This window comes from Paracoccus sp. KR1-242, from assembly GCF_049446195.1.
GTDB lineage: Bacteria > Pseudomonadota > Alphaproteobacteria > Rhodobacterales > Rhodobacteraceae > Paracoccus > Paracoccus broussonetiae.
This window is the reverse complement of record NZ_JBMSED010000003.1, coordinates 158720-173902: the sequence shown is the minus strand read 5'-3', so window position 1 is coordinate 173902 and position 15183 is coordinate 158720. Positions and strand designations below refer to the sequence as shown.

Sequence of the window (15183 nt, the reverse complement as noted above, 5' to 3'; positions counted from 1 at the left end):
ATGACCGATCCCGTCCTGGAGATCCGCAACCTGAAAGTCGACTTCGCCACCCGGCGCGGGCTGGCCCATGTGCTGGACGACGTGTCCTTCAGCGTGGATCAGGGCGAACTGCTGGCGATCGTCGGCGAATCCGGCTGCGGCAAAAGCATGACCGCCCTGTCGATTCTTGGGCTCATCCCCTCGCCCCCCGGCAGGATCGTGGGGGGCAGCATCAGCTTCATGGGTCGCGACCTGACCAGCCTTTCGCCCGCTGAGATCCGAAAGATCCGGGGCGGCGACATCGCCATGATCTTTCAGGAACCGATGACCTCGCTGAACCCGGTCTTCACCTGCGGCGAGCAGATCGCCGAAGCGGTGCGCCTGCATCAGAAGGTCAGTCCCAAGGCCGCGCAGGCCCGGGCGGTCGAGATGCTGCGCGCCGTTGGCATCCCCGAACCCGAACTGCGCGCAAAGGCCTATCCGCACCAGCTTTCGGGCGGGATGCGCCAGCGGGTGATGATCGCGATGGCGCTGTCCTGCGAACCCCGGCTGCTGATCGCGGACGAGCCGACAACCGCGCTGGACGTGACCGTTCAGGCCCAGATCTTCGGGCTTCTGGACGAACTGCGCCAGCAGACCGGCACCGCGATCGTCCTGATCACCCATGATATGGGCGCAGTCGCGGAAATGGCCGACAAGGTCGCGGTGATGTATGCCGGCCGCGTGATCGAACGCGGCCCGGCGGATGCCGTGCTTGACCGTCCCGGCCATCCCTATACCCGTGGCCTTCTGGCCAGCATTCCGCGCCTCGACGCCGATCCCGACGCCGACCTGCCCGAGATCCCCGGCATCGTCCCCGCCCTGACGGATCTTGGCCGGGGATGCGCATTCCAGCCGCGCTGTCCGGTTGCAACTCCCGCATGCCGCGATGGGCAGCCTGGCCATGTCGCGCTGTCGCCGGGCCAGTCCGCGGCCTGTTTCCACCTGACTGCAAGCGAGGCATTCGCATGACCCGGCTGCTTTCCGTCCGCGACCTCAAGGTTCACTTCCCGGCCCCGAACGGGCGACGGGTCCATGCTGTCGACGGTGTCAGCTTCGAGATTCCCCGCGGCCAGACGCTTGGCATCGTCGGGGAATCCGGATCGGGCAAGACCACCACGGCGCTTGCCGTCATGCGGCTTGCCCCGATCACCGGTGGTGAGGTCGAGCTTGACGACACCCCGATCAGCCGGATCGAGGGCGAGGCCCTGCGCCGCGCCCGCCCCCGCTTCCAGATGGTGTTTCAAGACCCCTTTTCCTCGCTGAACCCGCGCGAGCGGGTGGGGCGCATCATCCGCCAGCCGATGGACCTACTGGGCTATGGCGACCCCGCCGGACGCGATGCGCGGGTCGAGGAATTGCTGACCCAGGTGGGGCTGCGCCCCGAACTGAAGTCACTTTACCCCCACCAGTTCTCGGGCGGGCAAAGACAGCGGATCGGATTGGCGCGTGCGCTTGCGACCCGGCCCGACCTGATCGTCTTCGACGAGCCCGTCTCGGCGCTGGATGTCGCGGTGCAGGCCCAGGTGCTGAACCTGATCCGCCGCCTGCAGCGCGAAACCGGGATCACCTATCTGTTCATCAGCCACGATCTTGGCGTCGTCCGCCACGTCTGCGACGAAATCGCAGTGATGTATCTGGGTCAGATCGTCGAACAGGCCCCGACCGCGCAAATCTTTGCCACACCGCGCCATCCCTATACGCAGGCGCTGATCGCGGCCGCCCCATCGCTTTCGCCGGAGCACCGGCGGCGAGGGGGAGGCGCCCGGCTTCAGGGCGATCCGCCCAGCCCGGTCAACCTGCCACAGGGCTGCCGCTTTGCGTCGCGCTGTCCGTCGGTCGTCGCGCATTGTCGCAGCACGGCGCCCGATTTGCGGATGACCGCCGCTGGACACCGCGTCGCCTGCCACCTTGCTGCGGTTTCTGTCCCCGCCTAAAGCCGCTTTCCCGTCTGGGGCGAAAACAGGTGCAGGCGTCCCTCGGCGGGCAGGACGTCGATGCGGTCCCCCCTTTGCGCGGTCGAGTTTCCGGCCAGCCGCAGCGTGAAGGGCACGTCCGATCCCTGGATCATGCCATAGCCAAAGGCATCGGCGCCCAGCCGCTCGACCGAGCGCAGTTCGACCGGGATTGCGGGCTGGCCCGGTGCGGCAATCTCCAGATCCTCGGGCCTCAACCCCAGCCGGACCTCGCCGGACGGGGGCAGTCCGGCCAGTGGCAGGCGGTGCCCGCCGGGCAGAAGCGCGCTGCCCCCCTCGGCCATGACGGTGAAGATGTTCATCGCGGGAGAGCCGATGAAGCCCGCGACAAATTCGCTGGCCGGGGTGGCATAGACTTCAAGCGGGGTCGCGATCTGGTCGGCGACGCCGCTGTTCATGACGATCAGCCGGTCGGCCAGCGTCATCGCCTCGACCTGGTCATGGGTGACGTAAAGTGTGGTCTGCCCGGTCCGCAGGTGCATCTCCTTGATCTGCAGCCGCATCTGCACCCGCAGCTTGGCGTCAAGGTTGGACAAGGGCTCATCCAGCAGGAAGGCCGAGGGTTCGCGCACCAGCGCCCGCCCCATCGCGACCCGCTGGCGCTGCCCGCCCGACAAGGCGCGGGGCTTGCGGTCCAGATAGGGCTCAAGCTCCAGCATGCGGGCCGCGCGCAGCACCCTCGCCTCGATCTCGGCCTTGGGAAGCTTTGCGATCTTCAACCCATAGGCCATGTTTTCGCGCACGTTCATATGCGGGTAAAGCGCATAGTTCTGGAACACCATCGCGATATTTCGGTCGCGCGGCTCAAGCGTGTTGACCACCTTTCCGTCGATCTCGATCGTTCCCGCGCTGATGCCCTCAAGCCCCGCGACCATGCGCAGAAGGGTCGACTTGCCGCAGCCCGAGGGGCCGACGATCACCACGAATTCGCCATCGGCAATGTCCATGGTGACGCCGTGGATGACCTCTAGTCCCGCATAGCTTTTGCGCAGGTCGTTCAGCAGGATATGGGCCATTCACTTCTCCGTCTCGACAAGGCCCTTCACGAACCAGCGCTGCATCAACACGACGACCAGGATCGGCGGCAGGATCGCAAGGACCGAGGTCACCATGACAAGGTTCCAGGGGGTATCGGCATCCGCAAACGAGATCATCTTGCGCAGCGCGATGACGATGGTGTTCATTTCGTTGGAGTTCGTGACCAGCAGCGGCCACAGATATTGCGTCCAGCCATAGATGAACTGGATCACGAAGATCGCCGCCACGTTGGTCAGTGACAACGGCCACAGGATGTCCCTGAAAAAGCGCCAGGGCCCTGCGCCATCGACCCGCGCCGCCTCAAGCAACTCATCCGGGATGGTCATGAAGAATTGGCGGAACAGCAGCGTCGCCGTGGCCGATGCGATCAGCGGCAGGATCAGGCCCGGATAGGTGTCGATCAGACCCAGATCCACCATGACCTTGTAGGTCGGCTGGATACGGACCTCGACCGGCAGCATCAGCGTGATGAAGATCAGCCAGAAACAGGCCATGCGCAGCGGAAAGCGGAAGAACACGATCGCATAGGCCGAGGCCATGCTGATCGCGATCTTGCCGATGGCGATGCCCAGGGCCACCAGGGTCGTATTTCCCAGAAGCCGCCACAGGCTGACGCCGCCGATCTGGCCGATGCGGCCGGAAAACGCCTCGCCGTAATTGTGCAGTCCCTCGGCCCCCGGCACCAGCGGCAGCGGCGGACGCAGGATCGTCTGGGTGGAGTGGGTCGAGGCAATGAAGACATAATAGACCGGAAAGACGACCACGATGACGCCCAGGACCATCCACAGGTGGCTGAGCATCCGCGACGGGGCGCGCGCGGCAAGCGGGCTTTCAGCCATAGTGCACCCGCCGTTCGATGAAGCGGAACTGGAAGGCGGTCAGGGCGATCACGATCAGCATCAGGATCACCGATTGCGCGGCAGAATCCCCCATGATGAGGTTCACGAAGCCGTCGTTATAGACCTTGTAGACAAGCGTCTCGGTCGCCTTGCCCGGACCGCCCCCGGTCACGGCATGGATGATGCCGAAGGTATCGAACAGCGCATAGACCGTGTTCACGACCAACAGGAAAAACGTCGTCGGCGCCAGCAACGGAAAGACAATGGTCCAGAACGCATGACGCCGGCTTGCGCCGTCGATGGCCGCAGCCTCCAGCAGCGAGGTCGGGATCGCCTGCAACCCGGCAACGAAGAACAGGAAATTGTAGCTGATCTGCTTCCACGTCGCCGCAGCGACCACAAGGATCATGGCGTGGTTCGCGTTCAGCAGCGGGTTCCATTGGATGCCGATCTGCTTCAATGGCCAGGCCAGCGTGCCGAAGCTGGGATTGAACATGAACAACCACAGCATGCCCGCGATGGCCGGGGCGACCGCATAAGGCCAGATCATCAGCGTGCGATAGATGCCCTTGCCGCGCACGATCCGTTCCGCCTGCACCGCCAGGAACAGCGCGATTGCCATCGGCAGGATCGCGACCAGCACGGAAAAGACCGCCGTGACCTGCAGCGAGTTCAGATAGTTCGGATCGCTCAGCACCCGCCGGAAATTCGCAAGCCCGACAAAGCTGGATTTCAGGCCGAAGGGATCTTCCTTCAGCATGGATTGTCGGAACGCCTGCCCGGCGGGCCAGTAGAAAAAAATCAGCGTGATCGCCAGCTGCGGCGCCAGAAGCAGCCAGGGCAAAAGTCTGTGCGGAAAGACGGTTCTTCTCATGCGGGATCCCCTTATCGGAACCGGGGCGCGCGCCGTCCAGGGACCGCGCGCGCCCGATTGGCGGGATCAGCCGCCTGCGGCTTCCTTGATCGCGGCATTGCCGCGGGTCACCGCGTTCTGCAGCGCCTGTTCGGCGGTCTGCTGGCCGGCCAGCATCTTTTCGTATTCCTCGTTCTGGATGTCGCGCAGTTGCGGCAGGTTTGGCGCGCGCACCCCCTTGGAGTTCTCGGTCGGGGGCTTGCCCGACATCTGCAGGATCGGCACCTCGCGCGCCGGGTTCTTCTCATAGAAGCCCGACGCCTTGGTTGCCTCATAGGCCGCCATCGTCACCGGCAGATAGCCCGACTGCTCGTGCAGGAACTGCTGCACCTCGGTCTTCGAGAGATAGTTGAAGAAAGCGGCGACGCCCTTGTAGGTGTCGTCCGACTTGCCCGCCATCACCCAAAGCGACGCTCCGCCCGGCGTGGTGTTCTGCGGCGCGCCCTGGGCCGTCTCGTCATAGGGCAGCTTGCCGATGCCGTAATTCATCCCGGATTTGACGATATCGCCCAATCCCCCCGAGCTTTCGGTCAGAATGCCGCATTCTCCCGAGGTGAAGTTCTGCTTCGCCTCGCTGGTGCGCCCGCCATAGACGAAGACCCCCTCTTTCGCCAGGTCGGCCAGTTCCTGGAAATGCTTGACGAAAAGCGGGGCGTCGATCTTCAGCTCGGGCGTGCCGGCCAAGCCGTTTTCGTTGGTCCCCCACGAGACGTTGTTCCAGGCCGCGAAGTTCTCGGTATGGATCCAGGTCAGCCAGGTCGAGGTATAGCCACAGGTTGCCGCGCCGGATTCCTTGATCTTGCGCGCCGCGGCCCAGACCTCCGCCCAGGTCTGGGGCGGTGCGTCGACATCCAGCCCGGCCTTCTGGAAGATGTCCTTGTTGTAATACAGGATCGGCGAGGACGAGTTGTAGGGGAAGGACAGCATTTCCCCTTCCGGGGTCGAATAATATCCGACGATGCCGGGCAGATACTGGCTCTTGTCGAAGGTGAAGCCGCCTTCGGTCAGCACCTCGGCCACGGGCTTGATCGCGCCCTGCGCACCCATCATGACGCCAGTCCCGACATCGAAGACCTGGATGATGTCCGGGGCCTGTCCCGCGCGGAAGGCGGCGATGCCCGCGTTCAGCGTTTCGGGATAGGTGCCCTTGAACACCGGCTTCAGGACATAATCGGACTGGCTTGCGTTGAAATCACCGGCGATCTTCTCGACAACCTCGGCATTGGCGCCGGTCATCGCGTGCCACCACGAAATTTCGGTCTGGGCCTGTGCCGCGAACGGCAGGGCTGCGAATCCACAAAGCCATAGGCTGAGATTCTTCATGCGACTTACTCCTCCCTCGATCCATGCTGCTGGGTTTTGCGCGGATGTTCCCACCGACCTCCCAATCGGGCGGGACAACCTTTTCCTCCAGGGGGGAGTTTAACTCGACGGTGAAGTGCCGAGTCAATTCGCGATGACTGCGCGAATGATTTGCAGCATGACCTTGCCGCCGAACGAAAAAGCGGCCCACCCCCTTGGGACGGGCCGCGTCGTGGTCAGGGTCGGGATTACTCGCCCGCACCGATGGCCTTCAGTCCCGCCGCCGCGCAGGTCGCGTCGATGTCACCCGACGGCGCGCCGCCGACGCCGATGCCGCCGACCAGCGCCTTGCCGAACTTGACCGGCAGGCCGCCAGCCTGGATGACCATGCGCGGGTCCATATCGCGCAGACCTTCGTTGGCGGGTTTCGAGGCAATGAACTCGGCCAGGCCGGCCGTGTCGCGACCCATCGCGGCCGAGGTGAAGGCCTTGCCCTGCGCGCTCGACCCCGTATGCGGGCCGGCATTGTCGGCCTTCAGCAGAACCTTGGTCGAACCGTCGCGGGCGACGATCGCGACGCTGACATTGTGGCCTTCGGCGGTGCAGGCCTTCAGCGCTGCGTCCGCGGCCTTCGTCGCCAGATCAAGCGGCAGATAGGGCGCACTCGGCAAATCCTGAGCGGCAGCGCCGAAAGGGGCGAGAAGCGCGATGGCAAGCACGAGGTTCCGGGTCATGAGGGGTATCCTTTCCGAATGATGAAAGGGAATTAGCCCGCCCCGCCCCATGCCGGTATTCGTATCCCTTGCAGCCGTCTGCGTAGTTCTACGGAGTGTCGCGTCCGGCCAGCCACAGACGCGTCATCTCGGCTTGCGAGGTTGTGCCAAGCTTGGCCCCGATGGCAGCGCGATGGCTTTCGACGGTGCGCGGCGACAGGCCCAACCCCTCGGCGATCTGGCGCGTGGTGAAACCTTCGGCGATCCGATCCAGCACCTCGGTTTCGCGGGGCGTCAGCGAAGCCAGAAGCCCCAGCGTCTCGGCCTGTTCGGCGCGACGGTCCAGCGCCCGCTCCAGCGCCTCATGCCCTTTCTGGATGGCATCGATCAGATCCTGCTCGTCGATGGGCTTCGACAGGAAGTCGACCGCGCCATTGCGAAAGGCGCGGCGGCAGGCCTCGATATCGCCGTGCCCCGAGATGACAATCACCGGCCAGTCGATGCCTTGCTCGGCCAGCCGTTCTTGCAGCTTCAGGCCGGAAATGGCGGGCATCCGGATGTCCAGGATCAGGCAACCGGGCGCGAGTTTGGGCAGCTGCGCGAGAAACCCCTGAGGATCGGCGAAGCCCGTGACTTCGATTCCCACGGTCGACATCAGCAACGCCAGCGCGCGGCGCACCGCCTCGTCGTCATCCACCAGATAGACGGGCAGGTTCATTCCCGAGCCTCTGCGGATCGTCCCGGAAGCACCACCCGGAACGTCGCCCCCGACGTACCGTCGACCAGTTGGATCTCTCCTCCGGCGCGTTCGACCAGACGCTGGCTTAGCGCCAGGCCCAGCCCGGTCCCGTTGGGCCGCGTGGTGGTGAAGGGCGTGAATAGGCGCGAGCGCAACTGCGGCGCGATGCCCGGCCCGTTATCCCAAACCTCCAGCACGACGCGATCCTGCTGCGGCTTCAGCGCCACGACAACCTGCCCGGCATTGCCAAGCCCGGCAGTGGCCTCGATGGCGTTTCGGGCAAGGTTGAAGACCACCTGCTCCATCTCGACCGGGTCGGCGATGACGGGCGCGGGACCGGGACCAAGATCGAAAGCCAGCCGCACGCCCTGTGCGGCGGCCTGCGGCGCCAGAAGCGTCTGCACGTTTCGCAGCGCCTCGCGCAGGTCAAAGGGCACGCGCGGCACCGGATGCGGGCGCGACCAGTTGCGGAAGCGTTCCAGCATCGCCGAGGCCCGCCGCGCCTGCGCGACCGTATCATCCAGGATCGGCGCCAGCGCAGCCGAATCCCCGCGCGCCAGCATCCGCCGGCCCGCCTGCGCCTGCGCCAGGATCGCCGTCAGGGGCTGCGTCAGTTCATGGGCAAGCCCGCTTGCCATCTCGCCCAGGGCATTGACGCGAGAGGCATGGGCAAGGCGCGAATCCAGCGCGCTGAGCCGCGCCTGTTCGATCGCGCCACGCACGCGGGCGCGTTGGCGCAGCGCCGACAGCGCGGCAAGATAGGCCAGCGTGACCGCCAGCAGCGCCAGCCCGGTCCGCAAGGCAGGAAGCAGGTTCGCAATGCCGATCTGCATCCCCGTTTCCAGCAGCAGCGGCTGGGATGCACTTCCAAGTGCCCGCGCAAACCGGATCGTCTCGGGAGCGGCGCCCCGATGGAACAGGGCGGGACCATCCGGCAATGACAGGGTCAGCGCGACATCGGGCCGCGACCAGAATGTTCCCGCCTCGTCCACCAGCTTCTCGGCATCGATGCCCAGCATCAGCCCATAGCGGGCCGCATCGGTATTCGGGCTGCGCTTGACCATGATGTAATGCTGCGGCCGCTCCGGATGCGGCAGCAACGCGATATGGCCGGTCGAGGCCTGTGCAGACGCGCGAATGGTATCCGCCAGCGCCGGGGCAAGCGGCAGCGTCCCGACCGCCTTGCCCCGCGCATCGAACGGCACAAGCTGAACCTCGTCGATGCGCGGATAGAAACGAGAAATCGTCTGGGCCACCTCAAGGAACAGGCCGTTCTGCTCGGCCTCGCCGGCGACTGCAATCGCCGACAGCGCCGTCAGGTGGGCATCGTGCTGGTCCGCGCGCTGCGAGGCCAGCCGCAGCAGGACCGAGCTTTCCTGTTCCAGTTCCACCATCAACGCGTGGCGCTGAAGGATCGCAACCGCCCCCGCGGTCGCCAGCAGCAGCAGGCAGCCGATCGCGATCAGCTTCAGCGGGCTTTCAAGGATCGGGCGGTTCGGGCCTGTCATGGGTCCATTCTTGCAGGTTTCACGCGTGGCCTAAATGCGGCTCGTCAGGTTTCTGCGCCGTGCATCAATCACGGCCCAGCGGTTGCGAGCGCGCGGCCATCACCCCTCGCATGGCCCCAACCAGTTCCGAGACCGGGCCGGTCTTTTCCCAAGAGTAAAGCGAGACCGAAATCGGCGCCTCCATCCCAAAGGGCGCATATTGCCGCACGCGGTATCGCCCCGCCGCGCTGACCGGAAGCAGGGAAAGGCCCAATCCCGCCTCGACCGCGACCAGGACGTTGTGCAGGTTGCTGCCCGCAAAGGCGACATACCAGCCTAGCCGCTCGCGCTCGGCCCGCTGGAACATCGTGTCGCGGTAAAGACCATCGGGCGGAAAGGCCACCAGCGGCAGCGGATCGGGCCATGTGGCGGGCGCCTCGGCGCTTTCATACCAGGCGACCGGCTCGGGGAAGGATGCGCGGCAATCCGGGCCAGGCCGCGCGTCCTTGACGATCACGATGTCGAACTCGCCACCGCGATAGCGCCGCGTCAGGTCGCGGCTAAGACCGGCCGTCACATCAAGACGGATCTCGCGGTGGCGACGGGCGAAATCGCCGAATGTCTTCGCCATCGCGGCATCGACGATATCCTCGGGCAGGCCGATGCGGATCGAGGCAGAGCCCGCGGGATCTCCAAGCGCGGCCTCGGCCTCGGCCTGCAGGGCCAGAAGCCTGCGGGCATAGCCCAGAAGCCGCTCTCCACTCGCGGTGGGCCGGACGGGGCGCGCCGTCCTCTCGATCAGGGGGGAGCCGACCAGAGTTTCCAGCCGGGCAAGCTGCTGGCTGATCGTCGATTGCGTCATGTGCAGGCGTTCGGCCGCCAGCGTGAAACTGGCCGCATCGACGATGGCAGTGAAAGAACGAAGCAGGCGCGGGTCAAGCATGGCGATTGCAAAGGATGAGGCCGCCCCCATGAGTATTCATGTTTGCGATGAAAGTCATCCTGATATTTAATTTTCAAATGCCAGCCGTCCTGCCTATCTGGGCGAGAACCACTAGACCGGGGGCATTCATGCCGTCACGCCAGTCGAAGCCTTCGATCGGGAAACGCGCCATGCCACGCCGCGCTTTCCTTGTCGGAACCGCCTTCCTGTCGCTGCTTGCGGCCCCCGTCTCTGCGACAGGAAAGACCATGAACGGAACCCGACTGCATCAGGCGGCAGGACAGAACGACGCCGCGGCGATCACCCGGCTTCTGGCGGCAGGCGCCGAGATCGAGGCGCGCGACCGCAACGGTGCGACGCCGCTGCTGGTTGCGACCCACGCCAATGCCGTCGAGGCGGCACGGGTCCTTGTCCAGGCGGGGGCCGACGTCAATGCCGAGGATCTTATCCAGGACAGCCCCTATCTTTACGCCGGGGCGCGCGGGCATCTGGAGATCCTCAAGTTGACGCTGGCACATGGCGCGGACCTGAAAAGCACCAACCGGTTCGGCGGCACCGCCCTGATCCCCGCCTGCGAACGCGGGCATGTGGAAACCGTGCGCACGCTGATCGAGGCCGGCGTCGATGTCGATCACGTCAACAACCTGGCCTGGACGGCCCTGCTTGAGGCGATCATCCTGGGCGATGGCGGGCCCCGTCACCAGCAGATCGTCGACCTGCTGGTCAAGGCGGGTGCCGACGTCAACCTTGCAGATGGCAACGGAGTGACCCCGCTGGGTCATGCTCGCGCCGCCGGCTATGACAAGATCCAACGCATCCTGGTCGCCGCTGGCGCAAGATAGACCCCGATCTGCCTCTTGCATCCAAATATGCAGGTAGGTGCCTGCATATCTTGACATGCAGGTATTTACCTGCATAAATGGTCGCGATACGGATGGAGCGGCCCATGGATGACAACAAGGTCTTCAAGGCGTTGGCCGATCCAAGCCGCAGGAAACTGCTTGATGCCCTTTGCGAACGGAACGGGCAGACGCTTGGCCAGCTATGCGAAACGCTGGACATGCAGCGCCAGTCCGTGACTCAGCATCTTGGACTTCTGGAAGACGCGAATCTGATCAGCACCGCCCGTCGCGGGCGAGAGAAGCTGCATTTCATCAACCCCGTCCCGCTTTACGAGGTCTATGAACGGTGGATCCGCAAGTTCGAGGAAAGCCGTCTCAGCCTTCTCCACGACCTCAAGCACGAACTTGAAAGGAGCAAGCCATGACCGACAAATCCGCCAGTTTCGTTTACGTCACCTATATCCGCACCACCCCGGAAAAGGTGTTCGAGGCGATCACCAGACCCGATCTTGCGCGCCGGTATTGGGGGCACGAAAACGTCTCGGCCGACTGGCAGACCGGCTCTGGCTGGCAGCATGTCCGCGCCGATGCCGCGCGAACCGTGGACCTTGTCGGCAAGGTCATCAGCAGCGATCCGCCCAACAAGCTGGTCATCAGCTGGGCGAATGAAAGCCAGCAGGACGATCCCGACCCATACAGCCGCGTGACCTTCGACATCGAGCCGCAGGACGACATGGTCAAGTTGACCGTCACGCATGACGACCTGCAACCCGGCAGCGGCATGTGCAACGCGGTCGGCAAAGGCTGGCCGCTGGTGCTGTCCAGCATGAAATCCTTTCTGGAGACTGGGCGCGGCTTTGACCTGTGACCACAGGCCGCCCGGCACATCGGAGCAAGATCATGAGCCAGACCACCTATTGCGGCGGCTGCGCCTGTGGCGCCGTCCGCTATGAGGCGACGGGAGCGCCGGTCGCCGAGCTTCACTGCCAGTGTCGCCATTGCCAGATGCGCAGCGGCACCGGCCATTCGTCGTATCTCGTCTTCGCGGGGGTGGACGCGGTCAGGGTGGCAGGACGGTTGCAGGGCTGGAGCGTCGCCGGCGACAGCGGCAACGAAAAGACCCACGCCTTCTGCCCCACCTGCGGCACGCCCGTCCTGCTGACCTTTGTCGCCGCCCCCACAATTACGGCGATCCACCCAGCCAGCCTGGATGCGCCCGAACGGTTCCACCCGACCCTTGTCGCCTATGGCAGCCGGGCGCTTGGCTGGGACCGCCATGATCCGGCGCTGACGGTGCTGGCGAAGGGCCCACCCGCCTGATCCGGCAGGCCGATGCTTCGCGCGTTGCCCGCAGGTGACGGCCGTTGCCCGACGATACACGGCGCAGTTGAGACGACCTCACCCCTGCTGTTAATCCTCGTTCTCATGACAAGAGCGTGTTCGCGCGCCAGGAGGGACCGAGATGACATTTCAAAGCCGGAAGCTGCGGTTCGCGGTATTCCTTGCCCCCGCATTGCTGATGCTGGCGGGCTGCGGGTTTCCCCGCCGCCACAGCGAACAGGAATGCATGGAGCGCGCGATGTATTTCGAATCGAACCGCTCCAGCCGCGATGGCATGATCGCGGTGGGCAGCGTCGTCATGAACCGCGTGCAGTCGGGAAAATATCCCAATACCGTCTGCGGTGTGGTCGCGCAGAAGAACCAGTTCGCGTCCGGGATCATGACGCGCAAGATGAACCCCAGGGAACTGCCGAAGGTGCGCGAGGCCGCACGCTCGGTCCTACGGGGGGAGCGTCACCCGCTGATCGGAAACGCGATGTTCTTCCATCAGGCAGGCTACAGCTTTTCCTATGACAACATGCACTACGTTCTGGTGACGGGCGGCAATGCCTTCTACGAAAAGCGCAAGAATTTCCTGGTGACGCAGCCGGTCCCGCCGCGACCGATCGAGGGCATCACCGGCCGCTGAACGCGGGCCGTCCCGGCTCAGCCGTAGCGGCGCAGGACGTCAAGGCGCGCCCGTGCGGCAGTCAGGATCGGCTCTGCCACGCTGGCGGGGACATCCGCCGCCACGCGTGCCGCCGCATCGTCCAGGACGGCATCTCCGGCGTTCCGGAACCGGGCAAAGGCCTGCTCGATGATCGCGGGTCCAAGCCCCGCCTCGCGCGCGGTCCGCTCGAAATGGCGGGGATGGATCTGGTCGATGCGGTAATGCCGCCTGCTGCCGGTCACGGCCATCGCCATCTGCATCTGCTGGTGGCGGATGTGACCCGCGGCGCGCGCAGGTTCGGCACTGAGGATGTCGTAAAGCGGGGTCATCCTGAACCCGCCCGGCGCGTGGAAGATCGAGAAGTTCTTGGCGTGGCCATCGGTCGCGCCGATCATCCAGAAGAAGATCTGCGCCGCCAGGAAATCCGCGCGGTCCCGCAGGCCGTCGCTGGATCCGGACAGCAGATGCAGGGCCTGGGCGATCCCCGGCCCGCCATCTTGTTCGTATTTCCGGGCCGAGGGAACCCCCAGCGCCTGGCACAGATCCTCTTGCGGCAGACGCAGGCGGCGGCCACGCGACAGGCTGCGGTCGAAACGCTCGACCACCAACGCGTCGATACCGTCGAAATGCTCGATCCGGGTCCGGGGCACGGAAAATCCGAAAGCCTCGGCCAGATTCAGGCACAGCAACTCATTCTCAAGGCTCGAACTCATGTCGATGCCGTTCTGAAGCTGGCCCATCCGGGTCTTGAGGATATGTGTCGTCGCCGTCATGCCCAACGGCAGGCGCCAGCCGCCGTCCCACAGCAGCGCCGTCTTTTCCTGCGCCCCCGCGACCGAGACGCGAAAAGCCTGATCCCGGTCCAGCCCCAGCGGATGACGGCCAAGATCGCGCAGCATCCGGGCGATCTGGTCCGGGACCAGCGCCTCGCTTACGTCGGAAAAGCCCGGGCCGGGATCCTCGCCCTGGGGAAGGAACTGCATCGCACCGACGCAATCGCGCCCGATCGCCGCCAGCAGCGAATGCGGATCGTCGCCACCGGCACCCATGCGTTCCGCCAATGCGCGGCGCAGGTTCATGCTGTCGGGCAGCAGGTTGTCAAACACCGCCAGCACAGCCTGACCGCGCTGCCGCTGATCGGTCAGCGGCAGGGAAAGCGACAGGCGGAAGCGATGCTCCCACTCCAGCCAGTCGGGGTGATAGGTGAAGCTGGTCGCGCCATCCGCTTCCCGCGTCAGGGTGCCGGCGCGCCTGCCATTGACATGGACCGCCAGCGGAACCGACCTTGGCCGACGCCCCATCAGAAGATATCCTCGATCCGCGCACCCGTCGCGCGGGGCACGACCTGCCAATCCAGCTCCAGCGCGGCGAACAGCGACAGGATGGTCGCGGCCGTGGGATTGGTGACGCCATTCTCGATATTCGAGATATGGTGTGCCCGTACGCCCGCCCTGTCTCCCAGTTCGGACTGCGTCAGGCCCTGGGCACGGCGCGCCTCGCGCAGGATCTGCGCCAGATCGTCAAGCGAGCGGGCAAGAGGCATATATACACTCCGGTGTAAATCTCGGACTTTTACACTATGCTGTATATCTACGGAATATACACTTCACTGTAAACAGCCTTCGCCACTGGAGACCCGGACATGTCGACACCCGCCTTGGCGGAGGCGGGTGTCTGGGCCGTGATCGACGGGCGCCGCCTCAGGAGTGGCGGGGACCGTCGTCGCGACCGTGGCCACCACGATCGTCGCCCTTGCGGTCGTCGGCGCCGTGGCGGGCAACCTGAACCGGTGCGGGGATTACGTTCTGGCTGTGGTTCGCACCATCATCGCCCCCTCGTCCGCGACCGCCGCCGCCATCGCGGCCCCCGCCCCCGTGATCGTCCCCGCGATCATGGCCACGGCCGTCGTCACCGCCACGACCGCGTCCGCCATGATCGTCTCCGGCATCATGGTTCGGACCGTCATCGCTGCCACGGCCGCGGCCGCCGTGATCGTCCCCGACGTCATGGTTTGGGCCGTCATCGGCACCGCGACCGCGACGCCCGTGATCGTCTCCGACGTCGTGGTTCGGACCGTCATCCGCGCCGCGGCCCCGCCGGGCCAACTGTTTCGCGGGCATCTTCGCCAGAAAGATCGTCGCAGGCGCAGCCCGGACGCTTGCGGGAGAGGCAGTGGCCGCAAATGGCGCGATGCCGAACAGGGACAGGGCGGCGATCAGGGGAAGGCTGGTCAGGGTCTTCATGAAATGATCCTCCTGGATGGGCGGGCGTAAAACCCGGCTGACCCCATCTGGCATCGCCGCGCGCATCCGCTCCAGCCTGTCCCGACCCATGCGCAGGCCCGTCGGACCTGATGCGCAGGGGGTGACGGGCCAAGGGTCCG

The 15183-nt window shown here is 65.3% G+C and carries 18 protein-coding genes; 8 read left to right on the top strand and 10 right to left on the bottom strand.

The annotated features are described in order from the left end of the window. Entirely contained in the window at nucleotides 1-990 is a 990-nt protein-coding gene (locus ACO2Q4_RS06365) for an ABC transporter ATP-binding protein (protein WP_311757844.1), read from the top strand. Continuing rightward, nucleotides 987-1955: an ABC transporter ATP-binding protein gene (locus ACO2Q4_RS06360; RefSeq protein WP_423318123.1), complete on the top strand. Its 969-nt coding sequence runs from the start codon at nucleotides 987-989 to the stop codon at nucleotides 1953-1955. The genes ACO2Q4_RS06365 and ACO2Q4_RS06360 overlap by 4 nt, the downstream gene beginning before the upstream one ends. Here ACO2Q4_RS06360 and ugpC read toward each other — a convergent pair. The 8 genes from ugpC to ACO2Q4_RS06320 all read right to left on the bottom strand — a co-directional run bounded on the left by ugpC (nucleotide 1952) and on the right by ACO2Q4_RS06320 (nucleotide 9998). Then, complete coding sequence (gene ugpC / locus ACO2Q4_RS06355; protein ID WP_423318121.1) at nucleotides 1952-3010, bottom strand: sn-glycerol-3-phosphate ABC transporter ATP-binding protein UgpC; 1059 nt, start codon at nucleotides 3008-3010, stop codon at nucleotides 1952-1954. The two genes, ACO2Q4_RS06360 and ugpC, sit on opposite strands and share 4 nt — an antisense overlap. Further along, nucleotides 3011-3871: a sn-glycerol-3-phosphate ABC transporter permease UgpE gene (gene ugpE / locus ACO2Q4_RS06350; protein WP_311757841.1), complete on the bottom strand. Its 861-nt coding sequence runs from the start codon at nucleotides 3869-3871 to the stop codon at nucleotides 3011-3013. It abuts the gene before it with no gap. Further along, on the bottom strand, nucleotides 3864-4745 hold the full coding sequence (gene ugpA, locus ACO2Q4_RS06345) for a sn-glycerol-3-phosphate ABC transporter permease UgpA (RefSeq protein WP_311757840.1): 882 nt from the start codon (nucleotides 4743-4745) through the stop codon (nucleotides 3864-3866). The genes ugpE and ugpA overlap by 8 nt, the downstream gene beginning before the upstream one ends. A gap of 66 nt (nucleotides 4746-4811) precedes the next feature. Then, entirely contained in the window at nucleotides 4812-6107 is a 1296-nt protein-coding gene (ugpB, locus tag ACO2Q4_RS06340) for a sn-glycerol-3-phosphate ABC transporter substrate-binding protein UgpB (RefSeq protein WP_311757839.1), read from the bottom strand. A 227-nt stretch (nucleotides 6108-6334) separates the two neighbouring features. Beyond that, complete coding sequence (locus ACO2Q4_RS06335; protein ID WP_311757838.1) at nucleotides 6335-6820, bottom strand: GlcG/HbpS family heme-binding protein; 486 nt, start codon at nucleotides 6818-6820, stop codon at nucleotides 6335-6337. An 88-nt stretch (nucleotides 6821-6908) separates the two neighbouring features. Further along, a complete protein-coding gene (locus ACO2Q4_RS06330; RefSeq protein WP_311757837.1) occupies nucleotides 6909-7517 on the bottom strand; it encodes a response regulator transcription factor in 609 nt (202 codons plus the stop codon). Continuing rightward, the gene (locus ACO2Q4_RS06325; RefSeq protein ID WP_423318117.1) at nucleotides 7514-9046 is read right to left on the bottom strand and encodes a sensor histidine kinase; all 1533 of its coding nucleotides are present in this window, start codon (nucleotides 9044-9046) and stop codon (nucleotides 7514-7516) included. The genes ACO2Q4_RS06330 and ACO2Q4_RS06325 overlap by 4 nt, the downstream gene beginning before the upstream one ends. 64 nt (nucleotides 9047-9110) lie before the next feature. Continuing rightward, a complete protein-coding gene (locus tag ACO2Q4_RS06320) occupies nucleotides 9111-9998 on the bottom strand; it encodes a LysR family transcriptional regulator (RefSeq protein ID WP_423318115.1) in 888 nt (295 codons plus the stop codon). 140 nt (nucleotides 9999-10138) lie between these two features. Between ACO2Q4_RS06320 and ACO2Q4_RS06315 the strand changes: the two genes are divergently transcribed. From ACO2Q4_RS06315 to ACO2Q4_RS06295, 5 genes are all read left to right on the top strand, one after another. Beyond that, nucleotides 10139-10810, top strand: a complete 672-nt coding sequence (locus ACO2Q4_RS06315; protein ID WP_423318113.1) for an ankyrin repeat domain-containing protein — start codon at nucleotides 10139-10141, stop codon at nucleotides 10808-10810. A 104-nt stretch (nucleotides 10811-10914) separates the two neighbouring features. Then, the gene (locus ACO2Q4_RS06310) at nucleotides 10915-11235 is read left to right on the top strand and encodes an ArsR/SmtB family transcription factor (RefSeq protein ID WP_311757833.1); all 321 of its coding nucleotides are present in this window, start codon (nucleotides 10915-10917) and stop codon (nucleotides 11233-11235) included. Continuing rightward, on the top strand, nucleotides 11232-11678 hold the full coding sequence (locus ACO2Q4_RS06305; protein ID WP_423318111.1) for an SRPBCC family protein: 447 nt from the start codon (nucleotides 11232-11234) through the stop codon (nucleotides 11676-11678). The genes ACO2Q4_RS06310 and ACO2Q4_RS06305 overlap by 4 nt, the downstream gene beginning before the upstream one ends. A 32-nt stretch (nucleotides 11679-11710) precedes the next feature. Further along, nucleotides 11711-12130, top strand: a complete 420-nt coding sequence (locus tag ACO2Q4_RS06300) for a GFA family protein (protein WP_423318109.1) — start codon at nucleotides 11711-11713, stop codon at nucleotides 12128-12130. 142 nt (nucleotides 12131-12272) lie between these two features. After that, nucleotides 12273-12779: a cell wall hydrolase gene (locus ACO2Q4_RS06295; protein ID WP_311757830.1), complete on the top strand. Its 507-nt coding sequence runs from the start codon at nucleotides 12273-12275 to the stop codon at nucleotides 12777-12779. A gap of 17 nt (nucleotides 12780-12796) precedes the next feature. Here the strand turns inward: ACO2Q4_RS06295 and ACO2Q4_RS06290 are convergent, their stop codons facing one another. Both ACO2Q4_RS06290 and ACO2Q4_RS06285 read right to left on the bottom strand, forming a co-directional pair. Next, complete coding sequence (locus ACO2Q4_RS06290) at nucleotides 12797-14101, bottom strand: HipA domain-containing protein (protein ID WP_423318108.1); 1305 nt, start codon at nucleotides 14099-14101, stop codon at nucleotides 12797-12799. Further along, nucleotides 14101-14343, bottom strand: a complete 243-nt coding sequence (locus ACO2Q4_RS06285) for a helix-turn-helix domain-containing protein (protein WP_395134679.1) — start codon at nucleotides 14341-14343, stop codon at nucleotides 14101-14103. Before ACO2Q4_RS06285 ends, ACO2Q4_RS06290 begins: the two co-directional genes overlap by 1 nt. A gap of 163 nt (nucleotides 14344-14506) precedes the next feature. Between ACO2Q4_RS06285 and ACO2Q4_RS06280 the strand changes: the two genes are divergently transcribed. Then, nucleotides 14507-15073: a hypothetical protein gene (locus ACO2Q4_RS06280; protein WP_423318106.1), complete on the top strand. Its 567-nt coding sequence runs from the start codon at nucleotides 14507-14509 to the stop codon at nucleotides 15071-15073. The last annotated feature ends 110 nt before the right edge of the window (nucleotides 15074-15183 follow it).

Excerpts from the sequence above, each read along its gene's own strand:
- ACO2Q4_RS06365 (WP_311757844.1), top strand. The coding sequence starts at position 1 with ATGACCGATCCCGTCCTGGAGATCCGCAACCTGAAAGTCGACTTCGCC.
- ACO2Q4_RS06360 (WP_423318123.1), top strand. The coding sequence starts at position 987 with ATGACCCGGCTGCTTTCCGTCCGCGACCTCAAGGTTCACTTCCCGGCC.
- ugpC (WP_423318121.1), bottom strand. The coding sequence starts at position 3,010 with ATGGCCCATATCCTGCTGAACGACCTGCGCAAAAGCTATGCGGGACTA.
- ugpE (WP_311757841.1), bottom strand. The coding sequence starts at position 3,871 with ATGGCTGAAAGCCCGCTTGCCGCGCGCGCCCCGTCGCGGATGCTCAGC.
- ugpA (WP_311757840.1), bottom strand. The coding sequence starts at position 4,745 with ATGAGAAGAACCGTCTTTCCGCACAGACTTTTGCCCTGGCTGCTTCTG.
- ugpB (WP_311757839.1), bottom strand. The coding sequence starts at position 6,107 with ATGAAGAATCTCAGCCTATGGCTTTGTGGATTCGCAGCCCTGCCGTTC.
- ACO2Q4_RS06335 (WP_311757838.1), bottom strand. The coding sequence starts at position 6,820 with ATGACCCGGAACCTCGTGCTTGCCATCGCGCTTCTCGCCCCTTTCGGC.
- ACO2Q4_RS06330 (WP_311757837.1), bottom strand. The coding sequence starts at position 7,517 with ATGAACCTGCCCGTCTATCTGGTGGATGACGACGAGGCGGTGCGCCGC.
- ACO2Q4_RS06325 (WP_423318117.1), bottom strand. The coding sequence starts at position 9,046 with ATGACAGGCCCGAACCGCCCGATCCTTGAAAGCCCGCTGAAGCTGATC.
- ACO2Q4_RS06320 (WP_423318115.1), bottom strand. The coding sequence starts at position 9,998 with ATGGGGGCGGCCTCATCCTTTGCAATCGCCATGCTTGACCCGCGCCTG.
- ACO2Q4_RS06315 (WP_423318113.1), top strand. The coding sequence starts at position 10,139 with ATGCCACGCCGCGCTTTCCTTGTCGGAACCGCCTTCCTGTCGCTGCTT.
- ACO2Q4_RS06310 (WP_311757833.1), top strand. The coding sequence starts at position 10,915 with ATGGATGACAACAAGGTCTTCAAGGCGTTGGCCGATCCAAGCCGCAGG.
- ACO2Q4_RS06305 (WP_423318111.1), top strand. The coding sequence starts at position 11,232 with ATGACCGACAAATCCGCCAGTTTCGTTTACGTCACCTATATCCGCACC.
- ACO2Q4_RS06300 (WP_423318109.1), top strand. The coding sequence starts at position 11,711 with ATGAGCCAGACCACCTATTGCGGCGGCTGCGCCTGTGGCGCCGTCCGC.
- ACO2Q4_RS06295 (WP_311757830.1), top strand. The coding sequence starts at position 12,273 with ATGACATTTCAAAGCCGGAAGCTGCGGTTCGCGGTATTCCTTGCCCCC.
- ACO2Q4_RS06290 (WP_423318108.1), bottom strand. The coding sequence starts at position 14,101 with ATGGGGCGTCGGCCAAGGTCGGTTCCGCTGGCGGTCCATGTCAATGGC.
- ACO2Q4_RS06285 (WP_395134679.1), bottom strand. The coding sequence starts at position 14,343 with ATGCCTCTTGCCCGCTCGCTTGACGATCTGGCGCAGATCCTGCGCGAG.